At 53.1% G+C, this 18,391-nt stretch carries 15 protein-coding genes, 3 tRNA genes and 4 rRNA genes; 13 read left to right on the top strand and 9 right to left on the bottom strand.

The genetic code is table 11. From position 1 onward, the window contains the following. Positions 1-10: 10 nt before the first annotated feature. From rsmB to def, 3 genes are read right to left on the bottom strand one after another with little or no spacing between them, the layout of a single operon-like run. Positions 11-1,297, bottom strand: coding sequence for a 16S rRNA (cytosine(967)-C(5))-methyltransferase RsmB (gene rsmB, locus GNG29_RS20805; protein WP_103180997.1), 1,287 nt, complete (start codon positions 1,295-1,297; stop codon positions 11-13). 52 nt (positions 1,298-1,349) lie between these two features. Continuing rightward, positions 1,350-2,297, bottom strand: a complete 948-nt coding sequence (fmt, locus tag GNG29_RS20800) for a methionyl-tRNA formyltransferase (RefSeq protein ID WP_103177259.1) — start codon at positions 2,295-2,297, stop codon at positions 1,350-1,352. 25 nt (positions 2,298-2,322) lie between these two features. Next, positions 2,323-2,832 carry a peptide deformylase gene (gene def / locus GNG29_RS20795; RefSeq protein WP_039032057.1) on the bottom strand — a complete coding sequence of 170 codons (510 nt, stop codon included), beginning with the start codon at positions 2,830-2,832 and terminating at the stop codon, positions 2,323-2,325. Positions 2,833-2,959: 127 nt separating this feature from the next. Here def and dprA point away from each other — a divergent pair, with 127 nt between their 5' ends. The 6 genes from dprA to GNG29_RS20765 are packed head-to-tail and all read left to right on the top strand — an operon-like array spanning position 2,960 to position 6,743. Next, on the top strand, positions 2,960-4,084 hold the full coding sequence (dprA, locus tag GNG29_RS20790) for a DNA-protecting protein DprA (RefSeq protein ID WP_103177258.1): 1,125 nt from the start codon (positions 2,960-2,962) through the stop codon (positions 4,082-4,084). Then, positions 4,056-4,529 carry a DUF494 family protein Smg gene (gene smg / locus GNG29_RS20785; protein ID WP_039032055.1) on the top strand — a complete coding sequence of 158 codons (474 nt, stop codon included), beginning with the start codon at positions 4,056-4,058 and terminating at the stop codon, positions 4,527-4,529. The genes dprA and smg overlap by 29 nt, the downstream gene beginning before the upstream one ends. Positions 4,530-4,555: 26 nt before the next feature. After that, positions 4,556-5,098 (top strand): type I DNA topoisomerase, encoded by a 543-nt coding sequence (locus GNG29_RS20780; protein WP_103177257.1) that lies wholly within the window; start codon positions 4,556-4,558, stop codon positions 5,096-5,098. 4 nt (positions 5,099-5,102) lie between these two features. Further along, a complete protein-coding gene (gene tsaC / locus GNG29_RS20775) occupies positions 5,103-5,675 on the top strand; it encodes an L-threonylcarbamoyladenylate synthase type 1 TsaC (protein WP_156655294.1) in 573 nt (190 codons plus the stop codon). 4 nt (positions 5,676-5,679) lie between these two features. Continuing rightward, entirely contained in the window at positions 5,680-6,498 is an 819-nt protein-coding gene (gene aroE, locus GNG29_RS20770; protein ID WP_156655293.1) for a shikimate dehydrogenase, read from the top strand. Beyond that, entirely contained in the window at positions 6,495-6,743 is a 249-nt protein-coding gene (locus GNG29_RS20765) for a DUF1488 domain-containing protein (RefSeq protein ID WP_103177254.1), read from the top strand. The genes aroE and GNG29_RS20765 overlap by 4 nt, the downstream gene beginning before the upstream one ends. Here GNG29_RS20765 and GNG29_RS20760 read toward each other — a convergent pair. Further along, on the bottom strand, positions 6,719-7,273 hold the full coding sequence (locus GNG29_RS20760; RefSeq protein WP_103177253.1) for a gamma carbonic anhydrase family protein: 555 nt from the start codon (positions 7,271-7,273) through the stop codon (positions 6,719-6,721). The two genes, GNG29_RS20765 and GNG29_RS20760, sit on opposite strands and share 25 nt — an antisense overlap. Positions 7,274-7,742: 469 nt before the next feature. On the opposite strand from GNG29_RS20760, the gene GNG29_RS20755 reads away from it, so the two are divergent. From GNG29_RS20755 to rrf (GNG29_RS20725), 7 genes are all read left to right on the top strand, one after another. Next, positions 7,743-9,282: ribosomal RNA gene (locus GNG29_RS20755) — 16S ribosomal RNA — on the top strand. Positions 9,283-9,352: 70 nt separating this feature from the next. Further along, a tRNA-Ile gene (locus tag GNG29_RS20750) sits at positions 9,353-9,429 on the top strand. 104 nt (positions 9,430-9,533) lie between these two features. Then, a tRNA-Ala gene (locus GNG29_RS20745) sits at positions 9,534-9,609 on the top strand. A 195-nt stretch (positions 9,610-9,804) separates the two neighbouring features. Continuing rightward, positions 9,805-12,710, top strand: a 23S ribosomal RNA gene (locus tag GNG29_RS20740). Positions 12,711-12,906: 196 nt separating this feature from the next. After that, a 5S ribosomal RNA gene (gene rrf, locus GNG29_RS20735) occupies positions 12,907-13,022 on the top strand. 14 nt (positions 13,023-13,036) lie between these two features. After that, a tRNA-Thr gene (locus GNG29_RS20730) sits at positions 13,037-13,112 on the top strand. 43 nt (positions 13,113-13,155) lie between these two features. Next, a 5S ribosomal RNA gene (gene rrf / locus GNG29_RS20725) occupies positions 13,156-13,271 on the top strand. The 16S, 23S and 5S rRNA genes sit together here with 3 tRNA genes alongside, the layout of an rRNA operon. A 102-nt stretch (positions 13,272-13,373) precedes the next feature. Here rrf (GNG29_RS20725) and GNG29_RS20720 read toward each other — a convergent pair. The 5 genes from GNG29_RS20720 to GNG29_RS20700 form a co-directional block, all read right to left on the bottom strand. Next, positions 13,374-14,132, bottom strand: a complete 759-nt coding sequence (locus tag GNG29_RS20720; protein WP_103177252.1) for an amino acid ABC transporter ATP-binding protein — start codon at positions 14,130-14,132, stop codon at positions 13,374-13,376. 7 nt (positions 14,133-14,139) lie between these two features. Then, on the bottom strand, positions 14,140-15,243 hold the full coding sequence (locus GNG29_RS20715) for an amino acid ABC transporter permease (protein WP_156655515.1): 1,104 nt from the start codon (positions 15,241-15,243) through the stop codon (positions 14,140-14,142). Positions 15,244-15,252: 9 nt separating this feature from the next. Next, entirely contained in the window at positions 15,253-16,434 is a 1,182-nt protein-coding gene (locus GNG29_RS20710) for an amino acid ABC transporter permease (RefSeq protein ID WP_103177250.1), read from the bottom strand. A gap of 68 nt (positions 16,435-16,502) precedes the next feature. Beyond that, on the bottom strand, positions 16,503-17,528 hold the full coding sequence (locus tag GNG29_RS20705) for an amino acid ABC transporter substrate-binding protein (RefSeq protein ID WP_103177249.1): 1,026 nt from the start codon (positions 17,526-17,528) through the stop codon (positions 16,503-16,505). A 366-nt stretch (positions 17,529-17,894) separates the two neighbouring features. Beyond that, positions 17,895-18,116 (bottom strand): lipoprotein, encoded by a 222-nt coding sequence (locus GNG29_RS20700; RefSeq protein ID WP_103177248.1) that lies wholly within the window; start codon positions 18,114-18,116, stop codon positions 17,895-17,897. Between the last annotated feature and the right edge of the window lie 275 nt (positions 18,117-18,391).

Raw genomic sequence — 18,391 nt, 5'->3', positions numbered from 1 at the left:
GTTATCAACATCACTCTTTGATTAGCTTAGCGTAAAAGAAACCGTCGCCTTCTTCTGCCCCTGGCAGGTTTTGCTTGCCGGGCAGTTCTGGTGTGCCGGTCAGATGCAGGCGGGCATCAGGTGTGCGCTTCAGGAACGCGGCGATCTGCTGGCTATTCTCTTCCGGCAGAACAGAACAGGTGGCATAAACCAGCGTCCCGCCTGTTTTCAGATGCGGCCAGATAGCGTCGAGGATCTCTGACTGCAACTGTGCCAGTTCGTTGATATCCCGATCGCGGCGCAACCATTTGATATCCGGATGGCGGCGGATAACGCCGGTCGCTGAGCAAGGGGCATCCAGTAAAATGCGATCGAACTGCTCATCCCCGCACCACTGCCCAGGGGTACGCCCGTCACCCTGCTTAACTTCCGCCTTCATACCCAGACGTTTGAGATTATCGTAGACACGAGAAAGACGCTGTTCGTCAACGTCGACAGCCATCACGTTAGCCTGCGGAGCGACCTCCAGAATATGTGTCGTTTTACCGCCTGGCGCGGCGCAAAGATCGAGGATCCGCTCGCCATTCTGCGGCTCAAGCCAGGTCATGCAACCCTGGGCTGAAGCGTCCTGAACGGTAACCCAGCCCTGTTCAAAGCCAGGCAGAGCATGTACCGGTGCAGGGGCCGCCAGACGCACTGCATCGCTGTATTCAGGATGAGGGAACCCGGTCATTCCGGCCTCTTCCAGTAGCGCCAGCCAGGCGTCCCGGGTGTGGTGATTGCGGTTAACGCGTAGCCACATAGGTGGACGCTGGTTATTGGCATTAATTAGCGCTTCCCACTGCTCAGGATAGGCTTTTTGCAATCGCTTTAATAACCAGTCAGGATGCAGGAAACGTTTTTCCGTGCGGGCGAACTCAGCCAGCAATTCATCTTGCTGGCGCTGGAACTGTCGCAACACGCCGTTGATCAATCCTTTCAGCTGCGGGCGTTTTACCGCAACTGCGCCTTCTACGGTCTCTGCCAGTGCGGCATGAGGTGGAATACGGGTATGCAGCAGCTGATAGAAGCCGACCATGATCAGGTAGTGAATGACGCGTTGCTTGCCCGCCATCGGGCGCGCCATAAGTTTTCCGATCAGCCACTCCATCTGGGGTAACGTGCGCAGAACACCAAAGCACAACTCCTGAAGCAGCGACTTATCTTTATCGGAAACCTTTTGCTGTAACGGTGGCAGGACATTGCTCAGGGACTGACCCTGCTCGACCACTTGCTCAATCGCCTGTGCTGCCAGGCTGCGTAAATTTTGTTTTTTCATAACCGCAAAAATAAAAATGCCCGGAAACACCGGGCCTTAATTTGAAATGATCTCAGGCGAGACTGTTGCCAGGGGTAAACCATTCACGGCGGGAGTTAAGAAGGTCCTGCGCGCTCATGGCTTTTTTACCTGCTGGTTGTAAGGATTCCAGATTAAGGATCCCTTCAACTGTCGCGACCTGAATACCCTGTTTACTGGCTGCAATGATTGTTCCAGGGGCAGCGTGAGTTTGGCCATCAATCACAGAGGCCTTCCATACCTTCACCGGCTGTCCGTCTATCTCAAGCCAACTCATTGGCCATGGATTGAAAGCCCGAATACAGCGTTCAAGCTGAGCAGCAGGGAGAGTCCAGTCGAGGCGGGCCTCTTCTTTGCTGAGCTTTTCAGCATGGGTCACTAATGCTTCGTCCTGAACTTCTGGTTGAGCCCGATTCTCTGCAAGCTGTTGCAGTGTATCAATCAGCCCTTTTGGCCCAAGCTCTGCCAGTTTGTCATACAGGGTGGCACTGGTATCTTCGGCGGTAATAGGACAAGAGAGCTTATACAGCATGTCGCCAGTATCCAGCCCTACGTCCATTTGCATAATCGTCACGCCAGTATCGGCATCGCCAGCCCACAATGAACGCTGGATCGGCGCTGCGCCACGCCAACGTGGGAGAAGTGAACCGTGAACATTAATGCAGCCCAGACGCGGCATATCAAGCACCGCTTTCGGCAGGATGAGGCCATACGCCACAACCACCATGACATCTGCATTTAACTGAGCAACCAGCTGCTGATTTTCCTGCGGCCGTAACGAAGCAGGCTGAAAGACCGGTAAACCGTGCTCTTCAGCCAGGACTTTTACCGGGCTCGGCATCAATTTTTTACCCCGGCCTGCCGGACGATCGGGCTGAGTAAACACGCCCACAACCTTATGGCCAGACGACAACAGCGCGTCGAGATGACGCGCTGCAAAGTCAGGTGTTCCTGCAAAGATGATACGTAGTGATGTAGACACGTTATTCCTTGTATCCGGGGTCACATTAAGCGCGAGCGCGCATGCGATCCAGTTTCTCTACTTTCTGACGAATACGCTGCTGCTTCAGTGGAGAGAGATAATCGATAAACAGTTTACCGACCAGATGATCCATCTCATGCTGAATGCAGATGGCCAGCAGATCATCCGCTTCCAGTTCGAACGGCTTACCGTCGCGATCAAGCGCGCGGATTTTGACTTTTTCTGCACGCGGTACCAGTGCTCGCTGCTCAGGGATAGAGAGGCAGCCTTCTTCGATACCGGTTTCACCGCTTTTTTCCAGAAGCTCCGGATTGATTAATACCAGGCGCCCGTCGCGGTTCTCAGAAACGTCGATCACAATGATGCGCTGGTGAATATCCACCTGAGTCGCCGCGAGACCGATGCCTTCTTCGGCGTACATCGTATCGAACATATCATCAATGATACGTTGAGTTTCTGCATTCACTTCTTTAACCGGCTCGGCGACTTTGCGAAGGCGCTCGTCCGGAATATGTAACACTTGCAAAACTGCCATATATTTCCAGAGTCGTATTCAGGAGTTGATAAGAATATAACCTCTATTCTAGACAAAACCCCCTCTGATTGACAGCATCAGTGACCAATCGCAAAGATTGCTATAGCGGCTTCTGGCAGGGGAAAGGATGACATCCACAGAGATTTGGCTACGCCTGATAAGCACCGGAGAGTTGTACGGCGACAAGATGGTGGCGATAGCGCAGCAGCTGCAGCGCGAATCCCATATTGATGGTGCTCTGCTGGTGGAAAGGGGGCTCACCCACAGGCAAAAGGAGAAGTTTTTATCGTTTTCACCGCGGGAACTCGACCGCAGTATGGCCTGGCTGGCCGGACAGGACCATTATCTGATATGTGCGGATAATGCCCTCTATCCAGGGCAGCTTCGCGCTATTGCCGATTACCCTGGGGCTTTGTTTGTTAAGGGGGAGCCCTCCGTGCTGTCGAGTCTGCAACTTGCCGTGGTCGGCAGCCGTTCTCACTCCTGGTATGGAGAGCGTTGGGGAAAAGTGCTTTGTGAGCAGCTAGCCCAGGCGGGACTGACGATTACCAGCGGACTGGCCTGCGGCATCGATGGTATAGCGCATCGCGCTGCGCTCAACGTTAAAGGCAAAAGCGTCGCGGTGCTGGGTAACGGTCTGGCGGATGTCTATCCCCGCCGCCATTCGTCGCTGGCCATGCGTCTTGTTGAAAGCGGCGGTGCAGTGATCTCTGAGTTTTCACTCGCGACGCCTCCCTGGCAGGGTAATTTCCCGCGACGTAACCGCATCATTAGCGGCCTCAGCCTGGGGGTGTTCGTAATCGAAGCGATGATAAGAAGCGGTTCTCTCGTTACCGCCAAATGCGCCCTTGAGCAGGGGCGTGAGGTCTTTGCATTACCGGGAGCCATTGGCAACCCGGGGAGTGAAGGTCCTCACTGGTTAATAAAGCAAGGGGCGACTCCCGTGACAACGGCAGAAGATATTCTGGAAACGTTGCAAAACGGACTGAACTGGCTGCCAGAGGATCCCAAAAATTGGCTTTATTCTTCAGATCAGGACCAGGTAGCATTGCCATTTCCTGAGCTCCTGGCTAACGTAGGAGATGAGGTAACACCTGTTGACGTTGTCGCTGAACGTGCCGGCCAACCTGTGCCAGTAACCGTAGCACAGCTACTCGAACTGGAGTTAGCAGGATGGATCGCAGCTGTACCCGGCGGCTATGTCCGATTAAGGAGGGCAAGCCATGTTCGACGTACTCATGTATTTGTTTGAGACTTACATCCATAACGAAGCTGAAGCACGCGTGGATCAGGACAAACTCACACGCGATCTCACCGATGCAGGTTTCGAACGGGAAGATATCTACAACGCGTTAATATGGCTGGAAAAACTGGCTGATTATCAGGAAGGCCTTGCCGAACCGATGCAGTTAGTTTCCGATCCACTGTCTGTACGCATCTATACGGCTGAAGAGTGTGAAAGGCTGGATGCCAGTTGCCGGGGATTTATCTTATTCCTTGAGCAGATTCAGGTGCTGAACCTCGAAACACGAGAAATGGTGATAGAGCGCGTCATGGCGCTGGATACCGCAGAATTTGAGCTGGAGGACCTGAAGTGGGTCATCCTGATGGTTCTGTTCAATATTCCAGGGTGTGAAAATGCCTATCAGCAAATGGAAGAATTACTCTTTGAAGTGAATGAAGGTATGCTGCATTAATTCATTTTGCAGCACCAAGAGTTGTTATGGCCAAATCAGCACTATTTACGGTGCGTAAACATGAGTCCTGCCCGCAGTGTGGGGCAGAACTTGTTATCCGGTCCGGTAAACACGGGCCGTTTCTCGGTTGTTCACACTATCCAGAATGTGATTATGTCCGTCCCCTGAAAAATCAGGCGGACGGGCATATTGTTAAGATTCTGGAGGGACAAGCCTGCCCGCAATGCGGCGGCGATCTGGCGCTGCGCCAGGGGCGTTTTGGCATGTTTATCGGCTGTAGTCGCTATCCCGAATGTCATCACACCGAACAAATCGATAAACCTGATGAAACAGCCGTAGCCTGCCCGCAATGCGGCAGCGGGCATCTCGTGCAACGCCGTTCACGCTATGGTAAGACATTCCACTCCTGCGATCGCTATCCTGAATGTCAGTTTGTTACCAATTTCAAACCGGTGGCGGGCAGCTGCCCTGAGTGCCATTACCCGCTACTTATCGAGAAAAAAACGGCGCAAGGTATGAAGCGCTTCTGCGCCAGTAAACAATGTGGAAAGCCGGTTTCGGCGGAATAAAAAAGTGAAGAATAACCTGCAGTCAGGCTCCGTTGCGCATGCAGTGGATGTGCTGAAAAATGAAGAAGTCATCGCCTATCCAACAGAAGCGGTTTTTGGGGTGGGATGCGATCCCGACAGCGAAGTAGCCGTAACACGTCTCTTAACGCTTAAACAGCGCCCGGTAGAAAAAGGGCTGATTCTTATCGCCGCCAGTTTTGAACAGCTTAAACCTTATATAGATGATTCCATGTTGACGTCAGCGCAGCGTGAAACCATTTTCTCCTCCTGGCCTGGGCCGGTAACGTTTGTGTTTCCGGCGCTGCCGACAACGCCTCGATGGCTGACGGGGCGTTTTGACTCCCTTGCTGTTCGCGTGACGGAGCATCCATTAGTCATCGAGCTATGTAATCGCTTTGGTAAACCGCTGGTCTCTACCAGCGCCAATCTGACGGGATTGCCTCCTTGCCGCACTGCAGAAGAGGTGTCAGCGCAGTTTGGTAGTGAGTTCCCGGTGGTCATCGGTGAAACCGGTGGTCGCCTGAACCCGTCAGAAATTCGTGATGCTTTGACCGGCGAACTTTTTCGCCAGGGGTAATCAGATGGAAGCGTACGCCGTTTTTGGTAATCCAGTTGCGCATAGCAAATCGCCGTTTATTCACCAACAGTTCGCCCAGCAGTTGCATATCGATCACCCTTATGGCCGAGTGCTTGCACCCATTGATGCCTTTGTGACGACGCTGGAGGCTTTTTTTGCTGGTGGCGGAAAAGGGGCGAATGTCACAGTACCTTTTAAAGAAGAGGCATTCGGGCGTGCCGATGAGTTAACAGAGCGCGCCTCTCTTGCGGGAGCTGTGAATACGCTCAAGCGGCTTGAAGATGGCCGAATTCTGGGAGACAACACTGATGGCATTGGCCTGCTGAGCGATCTGGAACGTCTGTCATTTATCAAACCTGGCGCGCGTATCCTTTTGATTGGCGCGGGCGGCGCGGCGCGAGGTGTGATTTTACCTCTGCTCTCCCTGGATTGCGCAGTAACCATTACGAATCGTACTTACTCCCGGGCAGAAGAGTTGGCCGCTCTGTTTGCCCACACTGGCAGTATTCATGCGGTCGCCCTGGACGCGTTACACGGCCATGAGTTTGATCTGATCGTTAATGCGACCTCAAGCGGCATTGGTGGCGACGTTCCCGCCATTCCGGCGTCATTGATCAATGGACAGGTTAATTGCTATGACATGTTCTATCAGAAAGGCAAAACGCCTTTTCTGAGCTGGTGTGAACGGCAAGGCGCAAAACGTGTGGCTGATGGATTGGGGATGCTGGTGGGGCAGGCCGCGCATGCGGTGATGCTCTGGCACGGCGTGCTGCCGGAAGTGGAGCCGGTCATTGAAAAACTCAAACTGGAGCTATCGGCATGAACCAGGCGATCCAGTTCCCGGATCGAGAAAGCTGGGATGAAGACAAACAGGCAGTCTGTTTTCCCGCGCTGGTAAATGGCATGCAAATGATGTGTGCCATTGAAGGAAGAACGCTGGCGCGTCGTTTTGGCGATGGCCTGCCAATTGAGATGTTTCGTGAACATCGCTGGGATCTGGAAGAAGAAGCCAGCGATGCGATCCGCAAGGGGGACGAGGACGATCAAGGGTGGTTCTGGCTTTCCTGATCCAGATAATCATTCTTCCATTTAACGTAGTTATTGGCTGAGTACTTTAACCCTTCTATTTCCGCTTCCGTCAGGGGGCGGATCTGTTTTACCGGACTTCCTAAATAGAGAAAGCCGCTCTCGAGCCGCTTATTTTGCGGAACCAGGCTGCCAGCACCAATCATTACGTCATCTTCTACTACCACACCATCCAGCAAAATCGATCCCATGCCGACCAGAACGCGATTGCCGATCGTGCAGCCGTGCAACATCACTTTATGACCGACAGTGACCTCTTCACCAACGATCAGGGGATTACCTTCAGGGTTATAAGAAGATTTATGGGTCACATGCAGCACGCTGCCATCCTGAATATTAGTACGGGCGCCAATGGCGACGTAATTCACATCTCCACGAATAGCAACCAGCGGCCAGATACTGACATCATCACCCAGCCGGACATCGCCAATGACCACGCTACTGCTGTCGATCATGACGCGATCGCCTTGTTTTGGGAAAAGATCTTTATAGGGACGGAGTACTGCAGACATATCAACCTCGAGTGATGTGCATTCTTTTGATGACTTTGATCCTAATACGTAGCTTGATCAAGGGCCAGTTACGTCATTATTTGAGCATATCGGATGGGATTTCAGCGGAAAGAACGAAAAAAGAACAGTCAGAAGAAAAGATCGAAAAAATGCTTGTGCTAAAAACTGGGATCCCTATAATGCGCCTCCATCGACACGGCGGATGTGAATCACTTCACACAGACAGCCGGGCCGGTTGAGGAGAAAAGCGAAAATAATCGCTTGACTCTGAAAGAGGAAAGCGTAATATACGCCACCTCGCAACGGTGAGCGAAAGCCGCGTTGCACTGCTCTTTAACAATTTATCAGACAATCTGTGTGGGCACTCAAAGTGACATGGATTCTTAACGTCCTCGGACGAAAAATGAATACCAAGTCTCTGAGTGAACACGTAATTCATTACGAAGTTTAATTCACGAGCATCAAACTTAAATTGAAGAGTTTGATCATGGCTCAGATTGAACGCTGGCGGCAGGCCTAACACATGCAAGTCGAACGGTAGCACAGAGAGCTTGCTCTCGGGTGACGAGTGGCGGACGGGTGAGTAATGTCTGGGAAACTGCCTGATGGAGGGGGATAACTACTGGAAACGGTAGCTAATACCGCATAATGTCGCAAGACCAAAGAGGGGGACCTTCGGGCCTCTTGCCATCGGATGTGCCCAGATGGGATTAGCTAGTAGGTGGGGTAATGGCTCACCTAGGCGACGATCCCTAGCTGGTCTGAGAGGATGACCAGCCACACTGGAACTGAGACACGGTCCAGACTCCTACGGGAGGCAGCAGTGGGGAATATTGCACAATGGGCGCAAGCCTGATGCAGCCATGCCGCGTGTATGAAGAAGGCCTTCGGGTTGTAAAGTACTTTCAGCGAGGAGGAAGGCATTGTGGTTAATAACCGCAGTGATTGACGTTACTCGCAGAAGAAGCACCGGCTAACTCCGTGCCAGCAGCCGCGGTAATACGGAGGGTGCAAGCGTTAATCGGAATTACTGGGCGTAAAGCGCACGCAGGCGGTCTGTTAAGTCAGATGTGAAATCCCCGGGCTCAACCTGGGAACTGCATTTGAAACTGGCAGGCTTGAGTCTTGTAGAGGGGGGTAGAATTCCAGGTGTAGCGGTGAAATGCGTAGAGATCTGGAGGAATACCGGTGGCGAAGGCGGCCCCCTGGGCAAAGACTGACGCTCAGGTGCGAAAGCGTGGGGAGCAAACAGGATTAGATACCCTGGTAGTCCACGCCGTAAACGATGTCGACTTGGAGGTTGTGCCCTTGAGGCGTGGCTTCCGGAGCTAACGCGTTAAGTCGACCGCCTGGGGAGTACGGCCGCAAGGTTAAAACTCAAATGAATTGACGGGGGCCCGCACAAGCGGTGGAGCATGTGGTTTAATTCGATGCAACGCGAAGAACCTTACCTACTCTTGACATCCAGAGAACTTGCCAGAGATGGCTTGGTGCCTTCGGGAACTCTGAGACAGGTGCTGCATGGCTGTCGTCAGCTCGTGTTGTGAAATGTTGGGTTAAGTCCCGCAACGAGCGCAACCCTTATCCTTTGTTGCCAGCGGTTAGGCCGGGAACTCAAAGGAGACTGCCAGTGATAAACTGGAGGAAGGTGGGGATGACGTCAAGTCATCATGGCCCTTACGAGTAGGGCTACACACGTGCTACAATGGCGCATACAAAGAGAAGCGACCTCGCGAGAGCAAGCGGACCTCATAAAGTGCGTCGTAGTCCGGATTGGAGTCTGCAACTCGACTCCATGAAGTCGGAATCGCTAGTAATCGTAGATCAGAATGCTACGGTGAATACGTTCCCGGGCCTTGTACACACCGCCCGTCACACCATGGGAGTGGGTTGCAAAAGAAGTAGGTAGCTTAACCTTCGGGAGGGCGCTTACCACTTTGTGATTCATGACTGGGGTGAAGTCGTAACAAGGTAACCGTAGGGGAACCTGCGGTTGGATCACCTCCTTACCTTAAAGAACCTGCCTTTGCAGTGCTCACACAGATTGTCTGATGAAAATTAGCAGTAAAAAATCTCTGCAGGCTTGTAGCTCAGGTGGTTAGAGCGCACCCCTGATAAGGGTGAGGTCGGTGGTTCAAGTCCACTCAGGCCTACCAAATTTTTACTGATGCTGCGTTGCGGCGACACTCACATACTTCAGTATGCTTCGTGTCACCACGCCTTGCCTCAGAAAAAATTGGCGGTACAGAGATACCACGATGGGGCTATAGCTCAGCTGGGAGAGCGCCTGCCTTGCACGCAGGAGGTCTGCGGTTCGATCCCGCATAGCTCCACCATCTTTACTGCGAAAACCTGAAAACTTCAGAGTGTACCTGCGAAGGTGCGCTGCGAAGTTTTGCTCTTTAAAAATCTGGATCAAGCTGAAAATTGAAACGACACACTGTGTCTGTTCTCCGTAATAAGAACAGATGAAGGTGTGTTCGAGTCTCTCAAATTTTCACAACGCGAAGTGAAACAGCTTCGGGTTGTGAGGTTAAGCGACTAAGCGTACACGGTGGATGCCCTGGCAGTCAGAGGCGATGAAGGACGTGCTAATCTGCGAAAAGCGCCGGCGAGGTGATATGAACCCTTGACCCGGCGATGTCCGAATGGGGAAACCCAGTGTGATTCGTCACACTATCGTTAGCTGAATACATAGGCTAACGAGGCGAACCGGGGGAACTGAAACATCTAAGTACCCCGAGGAAAAGAAATCAACCGAGATTCCCCCAGTAGCGGCGAGCGAACGGGGAGCAGCCCGGAGTCTGAATCAGCTTGTGTGTTAGTGGAAGCGTCTGGAAAGTCGCAGGGTACAGGGTGATACTCCCGTACACGAAAGCACACAGGCTGTGAACTCGAAGAGTAGGGCGGGACACGTGGTATCCTGTCTGAATATGGGGGGACCATCCTCCAAGGCTAAATACTCCTGACTGACCGATAGTGAACCAGTACCGTGAGGGAAAGGCGAAAAGAACCCCGGCGAGGGGAGTGAAAAAGAACCTGAAACCGTGTACGTACAAGCAGTGGGAGCATCCTTCGGGGTGTGACTGCGTACCTTTTGTATAATGGGTCAGCGACTTATATTCTGTAGCAAGGTTAACCGTATAGGGGAGCCGAAGGGAAACCGAGTCTTAACTGGGCGTTAAGTTGCAGGGTATAGACCCGAAACCCGGTGATCTAGCCATGGGCAGGTTGAAGGTTGGGTAACACTAACTGGAGGACCGAACCGACTAATGTTGAAAAATTAGCGGATGACCTGTGGCTGGGGGTGAAAGGCCAATCAAACCGGGAGATAGCTGGTTCTCCCCGAAAGCTATTTAGGTAGCGCCTCGTGAATTCATCTCCGGGGGTAGAGCACTGTTTCGGCTAGGGGGCCATCCCGGCTTACCAACCCGATGCAAACTGCGAATACCGGAGAATGTTATCACGGGAGACACACGGCGGGTGCTAACGTCCGTCGTGAAGAGGGAAACAACCCAGACCGCCAGCTAAGGTCCCAAAGTCATGGTTAAGTGGGAAACGATGTGGGAAGGCACAGACAGCCAGGATGTTGGCTTAGAAGCAGCCATCATTTAAAGAAAGCGTAATAGCTCACTGGTCGAGTCGGCCTGCGCGGAAGATGTAACGGGGCTAAACCATGCACCGAAGCTGCGGCAGCGACACTATGTGTTGTTGGGTAGGGGAGCGTTCTGTAAGCCTGCGAAGGTGTGCTGTGAGGCATGCTGGAGGTATCAGAAGTGCGAATGCTGACATAAGTAACGATAAAGCGGGTGAAAAGCCCGCTCGCCGGAAGACCAAGGGTTCCTGTCCAACGTTAATCGGGGCAGGGTGAGTCGACCCCTAAGGCGAGGCCGAAAGGCGTAGTCGATGGGAAACAGGTTAATATTCCTGTACTCGGTGTTACTGCGAAGGGGGGACGGAGAAGGCTATGTTGGCCGGGCGACGGTTGTCCCGGTTTAAGCATGTAGGCGGAGGTTCCAGGTAAATCCGGTACCTTATTAACGCTGAGGTGTGATGACGAGGCACTACGGTGCTGAAGCAACAAATGCCCTGCTTCCAGGAAAAGCCTCTAAGCATCAGGTAACACCAAATCGTACCCCAAACCGACACAGGTGGTCAGGTAGAGAATACCAAGGCGCTTGAGAGAACTCGGGTGAAGGAACTAGGCAAAATGGTGCCGTAACTTCGGGAGAAGGCACGCTGATATGTAGGTGAAGCCCCTGCGGGTGGAGCTGAAATCAGTCGAAGATACCAGCTGGCTGCAACTGTTTATTAAAAACACAGCACTGTGCAAACACGAAAGTGGACGTATACGGTGTGACGCCTGCCCGGTGCCGGAAGGTTAATTGATGGGGTTAGCGGCAACGCGAAGCTCTTGATCGAAGCCCCGGTAAACGGCGGCCGTAACTATAACGGTCCTAAGGTAGCGAAATTCCTTGTCGGGTAAGTTCCGACCTGCACGAATGGCGTAATGATGGCCAGGCTGTCTCCACCCGAGACTCAGTGAAATTGAAATCGCTGTGAAGATGCAGTGTACCCGCGGCAAGACGGAAAGACCCCGTGAACCTTTACTATAGCTTGACACTGAACACTGGTCCTTGATGTGTAGGATAGGTGGGAGGCTTTGAAGCGTGGACGCCAGTCTGCGTGGAGCCGTCCTTGAAATACCACCCTTTAATGGCTGGTGTTCTAACGTAGACCCGTTACCCGGGTTGCGGACAGTGTCTGGTGGGTAGTTTGACTGGGGCGGTCTCCTCCTAAAGAGTAACGGAGGAGCACGAAGGTCAGCTAATCCTGGTCGGACATCAGGAGGTTAGTGCAATGGCATAAGCTGGCTTGACTGCGAGAGTGACGGCTCGAGCAGGTGCGAAAGCAGGTCATAGTGATCCGGTGGTTCTGTATGGAAGGGCCATCGCTCAACGGATAAAAGGTACTCCGGGGATAACAGGCTGATACCGCCCAAGAGTTCATATCGACGGCGGTGTTTGGCACCTCGATGTCGGCTCATCACATCCTGGGGCTGAAGTAGGTCCCAAGGGTATGGCTGTTCGCCATTTAAAGTGGTACGCGAGCTGGGTTTAGAACGTCGTGAGACAGTTCGGTCCCTATCTGCCGTGGGCGCTGGAGAATTGAGGGGGGCTGCTCCTAGTACGAGAGGACCGGAGTGGACGCATCACTGGTGTTCGGGTTGTCATGCCAATGGCACTGCCCGGTAGCTAAATGCGGAAGAGATAAGTGCTGAAAGCATCTAAGCACGAAACTTGCCCCGAGATGAGTTCTCCCTGAGCCTTTAAGGCTCCTGAAGGAACGTTGAAGACGACGACGTTGATAGGCCGGGTGTGTAAGCGCAGCGATGCGTTGAGCTAACCGGTACTAATGAACCGTGAGGCTTAACCTTACAACGCCGAAGCTGTTTCGGTGGATTTGAGAAAATTTTCAGCATTGATTCAGAGTTAAGTACACAATAGTTTGCGCAGCAGCAAGGCGGCAAGCGAAGGAAAGGAAGGAGCATACTGAAGTATGTGACTGACTTTACGAGCGCGGCCAACGCGGCTGATGCGATAAAGTATTGCGTACAGAGCACCAAGAATTTGCCTGGCGGCTGTAGCGCGGTGGTCCCACCTGACCCCATGCCGAACTCAGAAGTGAAACGCCGTAGCGCCGATGGTAGTGTGGGGTCTCCCCATGCGAGAGTAGGGAACTGCCAGGCATCAAATTTAGCGTGCTGATATGGCTCAGTTGGTAGAGCGCACCCTTGGTAAGGGTGAGGTCCCCAGTTCGACTCTGGGTATCAGCACCACTTTATACTTAGGTTAAAGTTCGGCAAGAAGTAAAAGAATTTGTCTGGCGGCTGTAGCGCGGTGGTCCCACCTGACCCCATGCCGAACTCAGAAGTGAAACGCCGTAGCGCCGATGGTAGTGTGGGGTCTCCCCATGCGAGAGTAGGGAACTGCCAGACATCAATTAAGTGAAAAGGCCATCCGAAAGGATGGCCTTTTTGCATTTCTGCACCATAAAAAAACAGGGCCCGACGCGTACAGCGCCGCCGGGCCAATCAACATTAGTGGATAACCTGCGACAAAAACGCGCGCGTACGTTCTGATTTCGGGTGAGAGAAGAACTCTTCCGGCGGCGCCTGCTCAACAATTTCTCCGCGATCCATAAAGATCACCCGGTCCGCAACGGTTCTGGCGAAGCCCATCTCGTGCGTGACGCAGAGCATGGTCATTCCCGATTCCGCCAGGCCTATCATCGTATCCAGAACCTCTTTCACCATCTCGGGATCGAGTGCTGAAGTCGGCTCATCAAACAGCATAATTTTAGGTTTCATGCACAGAGAGCGGGCAATGGCCACGCGCTGCTGCTGCCCGCCCGAGATCTGCCCGGGAAACTTATGGGCGTGTTCAGCAATGCGTACCCGCTCCAGATAGTGCATGGCAAGTGCCTCAGCTTCTTTTTTCGGCATCTTACGGACCCAGACAGGCGCCAGGGTGCAGTTTTGCAGAACGGTCAGATGAGGGAACAGATTGAAATGCTGGAAGACCATGCCTACCTCCTGACGGACACGCTCAACGTTGCGGATGTCGTCATTCAGCTCGATACCATCCACCACAATCCGGCCTTGCTGATGCTCTTCCAGATGGTTGATACAGCGGATCGTTGTTGATTTACCCGAGCCTGAAGGCCCGCAAAGGACGATGCGCTCGCCTTGCTTTACCTTCAGGTTAATGTCTTTCAAAACGTGAAATTGCCCGTACCACTTATTCACATTATCCAGGGTAATCATCGCGTCAGCGGGGGTCATAGTTATCTGGCTCATAGGTTCCTCAGTGCGGTGTACGCCCGGTGTTAAAGCGCTTTTCCAGATGCTGGCTGTAGCGCGACATGCTAAAACAGAAAATCCAGTAGATAAGTGCTGCAAAAACGTAGCCTTCTGTCGACATGCCCAGCCACGCCGGGTCGACGGTAGCCTGCTGCACGCTACTGAACAGATCAAATAATCCAATAATGATCACCAGACTGGTGTCCTTAAACAGCGCAATGATGGTGTTCACCAGACCCGGGATCACCAGCTTCAGCGCCTGGGGAAGGATCACCAGTCCCTGCGTTTTCCAGTAACCCAGCGCCAGCGATTCGGCTGCTTCATACTGGCCCTTGGGGAGCGCCTGCAATCCGCCGCGCACGACCTCAGCGACATAAGCAGACTGGAACAGAATGACGCCGACCAGGGCGCGGATCAGCTTGTCGATGGTAGTGCCTTCCGCCATAAACAGCGGCAGCATCACGGAAGACATAAAGAGCACGGTGATAAGCGGAACGCCGCGCCAGAACTCAATAAAAATTACCGAGAGGACGCGCACGACCGGCATGGTTGAGCGGCGACCCAGCGCCAGTAAAATCCCTAATGGCAATGCGCCGGCAATCCCTACCGAGGCGATAATGAGCGTCAGCGTCAGACCGCCCCACTGGCGGGTTTCAACGCGATCCAGCCCCAGCACGCCGCCATACAACAGCCCCCAGACGAGCAGGGGATAAATCACCGCCCAACAGGCGATGTATCGTCCCCGTTGGGGTAACTTCTTCCAGAACATGGGAACGACAGAGAGCAGCCCAATAATCAGCGCAAGGTTGATGCGCCAGCGCTGATCGTGGGGATAGAGCCCATACATAAACTGGCCGAAGCGCTGATGAATAAAGACCCAGCAGGCTCCCTCTTTTGTGCAATCGGCGCGGGTGGTACCGATCCAGTTAGCCTGCAAAAATGCCCAGTTAATGAGCGGCGGGATAAGTTCCCACATCAGCCAGAAGCAGAACAGGGTGAGCAAACTGTTGCTCCAGCTGGAGAACAGGTTTTTACGAGCCCAGTTAATGATGCGTCCGTTGCCGGTTGTGGCCGGACGCGCAGGGTGAGACAAGACCGCTTTTGTCATCATGGTTCCTTAGCGTTCAACCAGCGCGATACGACGGTTGTAGATGTTCATCAACAGTGAAATGGTCAGGCTGATAATCAGGTAGACCGACATCGTAATGGCAATGGTTTCTATTGCCTGGCCGGTCTGGTTAAGAACGGTGCCGGCAAAGAGCGAGACCATATCGGGATAGCCGATCGCCGCCGCGAGAGAGGAGTTTTTCACGATGTTGAGATACTGGCTGGTCAGCGGAGGGATGATCACCCGTAGGGACTGGGGGATGATGACCTGGCGCAGGGTGACGGGATTCGGGAGCCCAAGGGAGCGAGCAGCTTCATGCTGACCATGGGGAACGGCCTGAATACCGGCGCGAATAATTTCTGCGATAAAGGCCGAGGTATAGATGGAGAGCGCCAGCGTCAGGGCGGCCAGCTCCGGGATCAATACCATGCCACCCCGGAAGTTAAACCCCTTTAGCTGCGGAACATCCCAGTGCATTGCCGGGCCAGCTATTGTATGCGCCAGCCACGGCAGGATCACTGCTAAAGCCAGGGTGACGGGCCAGGTGCGCCGTAGCTGCCCGGTTTTAATCTGATGCGTGCGATTGTAGCGAAACAGCGCAATGGAAACCAAGATGGCGCACGCCAGCGCGGCCAGCAATGCCAGCATCCCTTCGGCAATCTGCGGCGCGGGGATATAGAGACCGCGGTTGCTTAAAAAGGCCAGATCGAACGCATCCACCGCCTGACGGGGGCCAGGCAGATTGCGCAGGACGGCGAAATACCAGAAGAAGATCTGCAGCAGCGGGGGAATGTTACGGAAGGTCTCGATATAAAACGTGGAGAGCTTACGCAGCAGCCAGTTATCCGAGAGACGCGCGAGTCCGAGGAAAAAGCCCAGCAGAGAAGCAAACAGAATGCATAACGCTGAAACCAGCAGGGTATTCATCAGGCCGACAAGGAATACGCGGCCATAGGTATCGCCTTCACCGTAATCAATTAAGTGCTGAACAATGCCAAACCCTGCACTACGGTCAAGGAAGGCAAAGCCCGACGTAATGCCGCGTGTGCTGAGGTTGGTAACAGTGTTGTGGAACAGGTAGATCGCGACGGCCAGGACAGCGAGAACAGCGAGAATCTGAAACAGCCAGGCGCGAACCGCAGGATTAGAAAAGGAGAAAGCTCCTTTCAGGGCTAAGCGGCGATGGAACATATAAAACCTCGGGTAACCATGACTCTGGACTGGGCACTGCACTGGCAGTGCCCGTTACAGCAAGATGCTTAGCGTACTGGCGGCGCGTACTGAATGCCGCCATTGTTCCAGAGGTTGTTCTGCCCACGGCTGATCTTCAGCGCGCTCTCAGATCCAACGTTACGCTCGAAGATCTCAGCGTAGTTACCCACCTTTTTAATGATGTTGTACGCCCATTTATTATCCAGCTTCAGATCCTTGCCGTAATCACCTTCCTTGCCCAGCAGATGGGCCATATCAGGCGTGGCCGGATTAGCCGCCTTCTCATCGACGTTCTTTGAGTTGACCCCCATCTCTTCCGCGTTGAGCATGGCGAACAGCGTCCAGCGAACAACAGCGTTCCATTCATCATCCCCGCGACGGACGACCGGCCCCAGCGGCTCTTTGGAGATCACTTCTGGCAGGACGATCCATTCCGCCGGATTGCTCAGCTTGATCCGCAGCGCATAGAGCTGAGACTGATCCGAGGCCAGGGTATCGCAGCGGCCGGACTCCAGCGCTTTGGCGGATTCGTCAGAGCGGTCAAAGGTCACTGGCGTATATTTCATGTTGTTGGCTTTGAAATAGTCGGCGACATTCAGTTCAGTATCCGTACCCGCCTGAATACAGACGGTGGCACCATCCAGCTCCTTCGCACTTTTGAGACCCGCTTTATTGTGCGTCAGGAAACCAATGCCGTCGTAATAGGTGACACCGGTAAAGGTCATTCCCATCCCGGCATCACGGGATGAGGTCCAGGTGGTATTACGCGAAAGCATATCCACTTCGCCGGATTGCAGGGCAGTAAAGCGCTCTTTCGCCGTCAGCGGGGTATATTTCACTTTGGTGTCGTCGCCAAATACCGCAGCGGCAACGCCACGGCACACGTCGACATCAATACCGGAGAACTTACCGTTGGCGTCGGCGTAAGAGAAACCCGGCAGACCGTCACTGATCCCGCATTGCACAAACCCTTTTTGTTTAACTGCATCCAGAGTGGCACCCGCCTGAGCCTGGCCGGTCATTGCAATGAGCACACCTGCAGCGGCGAGGCTGGCCATCATCATCTTTTTCATAATGCATCCTGTGTAGCGAAAAATTATCGTTATAGTGAGGCGTTTATAAACGCTTTAACCTGTCTGTGGCTGTGGCCGACGTTAATAAAGCAAACGTAATGCCAGCTTTTGCTTTTAACGTCATAAGGGATTACACAACGCGTGAAGCAGGATGCAGGCAGTGATAATTAAATCGAGCGCCCTGAAATGGTGCGAAATTACAATCTGCGCCACAAATCAGAGCAAAATATGGATGGGTAAAGGGAGAAATAAAACGGAGGGTTAATAGCGGGAAAATAGAAAGAAAATAAGATGTGAGCCCATTCAGGCTTATTTGTTCATCTGCAATGAAAAAGCAAAAGCGCGGACGGATCCGCGCTTTCTGGATTACCTGGACACGGCAATGATACCCAGTGTCAGGCCAGCTAAAGCCGCTGCGCCACCTGCGATTGCCCCCGCGGTTTCCCAGTTATCCTGCGTGGTGCCTTTCATACAGGTATTGGTGTGAACCAGTCTGCCCTGATCGTCGTATACCGGTACGCACGGTGAGTCATGTGCACAGCCCGCAAGCAACGTGGCAAGGAGTGCAACCGAAATGAATCTTTTCATGGTGTTACCTCAAAATGAAATCTAACTTTGCGATATAACCAGTAACGACTTCTGCAAAGCTGGAGGCTATTTTACCACCGCTTCAAATTCGCCATGAAACGTCAATAATCTCAAATTATTTGGATTGTAAAAAATATGGAGAAACGGTCATTCTTGCCGGGCAATAATGGAGAGATTGAGGAGAGCGACAGAATAAACAGTCAGGTGCTGAAATCGTGAGCAAACAATTTATTGGACCGCTAATCAATAAGGTAAATAAATAGTAAGGCTAACTC

The sequence above is a fragment of the Leclercia sp. Colony189 genome, assembly GCF_009740165.1.
GTDB lineage: Bacteria > Pseudomonadota > Gammaproteobacteria > Enterobacterales > Enterobacteriaceae > Enterobacter.
The sequence above is the reverse complement of the archived record's forward strand: the minus strand, read 5'-3'. Positions and strand labels throughout refer to the sequence as shown.